Origin of the sequence: Haloferax sp. AB510, assembly GCF_024136985.1 — an archaeon.
Classification (GTDB): Archaea; Halobacteriota; Halobacteria; order Halobacteriales; family Haloferacaceae; genus Haloferax.
Genome location: NZ_JAMYJY010000188.1, coordinates 1 through 2,999 on the forward strand (window position 1 = coordinate 1; position 2,999 = coordinate 2,999).

3 protein-coding genes and 1 pseudogene are annotated in these 2,999 nt (G+C 70.9%); all 4 read right to left on the minus strand.

The window, feature by feature from the left end; translation table 11 throughout:
• Positions 1 to 797: pseudogene (locus tag NKF06_RS20270) on the minus strand (HPP family protein); the annotation flags it as partial.
• A 9-nt stretch (positions 798 to 806) separates the two neighbouring features.
• Positions 807 to 1,535, minus strand: coding sequence for a nucleoside phosphorylase (locus tag NKF06_RS20275; RefSeq protein WP_115881083.1), 729 nt, complete (start codon positions 1,533 to 1,535; stop codon positions 807 to 809).
• A gap of 83 nt (positions 1,536 to 1,618) precedes the next feature.
• Positions 1,619 to 2,143: a hypothetical protein gene (locus NKF06_RS20280; protein ID WP_058828473.1), complete on the minus strand. Its 525-nt coding sequence runs from the start codon at positions 2,141 to 2,143 to the stop codon at positions 1,619 to 1,621.
• A 69-nt stretch (positions 2,144 to 2,212) separates the two neighbouring features.
• The coding region (locus NKF06_RS20285) for a carbohydrate kinase family protein (RefSeq protein WP_253246428.1) at positions 2,213 to 2,999 on the minus strand (787 nt) is incomplete at its 5' end.

Consider the following 2,999-nt stretch of genomic DNA (forward strand, 5'->3'; position numbering starts at 1 on the left):
CGGTCGCGTCCCCGTCCGCATCCGTGTCCGCGTCGCCCTCAGCGGCAGCGGTCGCTTCCGGCGGGAGCACGTCGAGGAGGACCACCTTGCCGGCGCTGTGGGCGGCGGCGAGGCGGGCGGCGAAGAAGGCCGTCTGGGTCGCCGTCTCGCCGCGCATCGGGACGAGCACGTGGTCGTCGCCGCGGACGGTCCCGTAGAGGTACTCCGCGCGCGCTCGTAGAACTGCTCGCGCCAGACGGTGAAGGTAACGGCGATGACGACGCTGGCGAAGAAGATGCTCACCACGTACTCCTCGGGGTTCACGTCGCCCGTGACGAGCGTCAGGAGCGCCGTCGAAAACGCGGAGGGCGCTTCCACGTCGAGGAGCCACGTCGTGACGCCCGCGAGGAAGATGGCGAGCGCCGCCGCCGACGGGTGAACGAGCGCAGTCCCGGTCGGGCCGTACGCCCACCCGGTGAAGCCGACGGCGACGAGGCCACAGAGCGCGCCGACCGTGAGGGCGACGACGAACTTCACGGGCGAGGCGTACCGCCCCTCGGGGTCGGAAAACAGCGTGTACGACCCGACGCGAGCGGCGGGAACAGCAGGAACGAGAGCGTGCTGACCGAGTTGGAGATGAACGTCACCCCGGCGATGAGCACGGGGATGATGAGGAGAATCGAGAGGTGAAGCAGGTTGTTCGTGTTCTCTATCCAGCGACCGAACGCCACCATCTCGCGCCGCTCTATCCGGCGAATGCGGGCGCGGAGCGCGCCGGCGCGTGCAACCGCTCGGGTCGCGAGATGGCGGAGGTCCACGGCGCTGGGCTACGCGAGGTCGGTGACGGCGTCGAGCGTGATAGAGATGGCGCGCTCGACGTTGTTCTTCGCCTTCTCGGGGAGCTCCTCGTCCGAGTCGGCCCCCTTCTGGGTGCCGGCGACGAGGTTGCCGTCGACCGTGCAGATGGCCCCGGCGCGGAGACCTTTCCGGCGGGCGAGCGAGAACACCGTCGCGGCCTCCATCTCGATGGCGAGCAGGCCGGCGGCGTTCCAATCGTCGACGTACTCGTCGGACTCGTTGTAGAACGCGTCGTCGGAGACGATGGGGCCGACGTGGACGTCCTCGTCGTTGGCCTCCGCCGAATCAACGAGCGACGTGAGCACGTCGTAGTCGGGGACGGCCGGGTACACCTCGGACTCGTAGCGCTTCGAGGTGCCCTCCTCCTTGGCCGCGCCCGTGGCGACGATCATGTCGCCGACTTCGATATCTTCCTGCAGCGCGCCGATGGTGCCGACGCGGATGAACGTCTCCACGCCGACGCGGGAGAGTTCCTCGATGGCGATGGCGGCCGAAGGGCAGCCGATGCCGGTCGAGGAGATGGTGAGCGGGACGCCCTCGTACTCGGCGTTGACGACCTTGTACTCGCGGTTCTGCGCGACTTCCTCGACGTTCTCGCACTGCTTCGCGATGCGGTCGACGCGCCCGGGGTCGCCCGGGATGAGCGCGATGTCGTTCACGTCGCCTTCCTCGACGAGGAGATGGGGCTGTTTCGCCATGTTCCGACCCACTCGGGTCGCGGGCAAAAACGACGCGGTTCGACCGGGGGCGGCAGCGGTCGACTCGACCGAGCGGCCCGCCGTCACGCGAACCCGGTGAAAAGCGCCGGCGCGAGGACCAACAGCGTCGCGCCGAAGACGAGCGAAGAGCGGAGCCACTGCCCGCGGACCGCCGTCGCGCGCTCCTCGTAGATGCGTCGCCCGGCGCGCGGGAGGATGAAGCGGGCGAACGCGACGTAGATGAACGCCACGACGACCGCCGTCGCGACGAGGTGCGACGGGAGGTCGACGCCGGCGACACCGAGGTCCGGCGCGACGGCGTCGGTGGCGAGGTAGACGAACCCGTAGAGGACGCCGGCGAGCGCGCCGGCGGCGTGGTGGACGACGTTCGCGTCGCCGAAGCTCACCTCATCGGGCGTCGTCCGTCGGACGACCGACGCGGCGACGTAGGCGGGGGTGAAGCCCTCGTCCTGTCGCCACATCGGGATGGCCATTATGACCGCGGCCGCGACCCCGACGACCGCGCCGAGGAGCAGTCGCCCGGTGACCGCACCGAGGCTCGACGCGGCGTCGAGGGCGGCGACGGCGACCGGGAGCTGGTCTAACATCGTCCCGACGAATGACTGGTGGGGATAAAATTGGTCGGGTCGGAGTCGAGCGGCGTGGAGGGCGGCGGTTCAGCCCTCGACGAGGTCGTCGAGCCGCCGCCAACTGAGTTGCGTCCGCGCACCCGGTTCGGCCGCGGTGAGCGCCCCGCAGGCGTTAGCGACCGCCAGCGCCCGCTCGTAGGTGGCTCCGTCGAGACGGGCAGCGATGAAGCCCGAGGCGAAGGCGTCGCCCGCGCCGGTCGTGTCCACCGCGTCGATGGGGTACCCGGGGTGGACGTGTCGTTCGTCACCGTCTCTGACCTCCGCGCCGCGCGGGCCGTGTTTGAGGACGAGCGTCGTCCGCGCGAGCGCTTCGGCGACCTCGGATGCGGGCTCCGAGCCGACGCTTCGGCCGCGCTCGACCGCCGCCTCGCCGAGCGCGGTGGCGGCCTCGCGGTCGTTGAGAAAGACGTAGTCAACCTCGCGGAGGGCGTCGGCGTAGCCCCGGTCGCCGACGCGCCGCCCGGGGTCGAAGCTGACCGTCGTATCCTCCTCGTGGGCCCGTCTGGCGAGCGTCGCGGCCGTGTCGGGCGACTGGCTCGTCAGGTGGAGGTGGTCGGCCGCCGCAAGCGAGTCGGTCGGGAGGTCGGTCGCCTCGAACGCCTCGTTGACGCCGGGCGACCCGAGGACGAACACCTCGCCCGCGGCGTCGACGACGATGTACTTGACCGTGGTCGGGCCGCGGTCGACGCTGACGACGTGGCGGCAGTCGACACCCTTCGAGGCGAGTTCCGCGACGGCGGCGTGGCCGTGTTCGTCGTCGCCGACGCTCCCGAGGAGCGCGGCGGGCACGTCGAGGCCGACGAGGCCGCTGGCG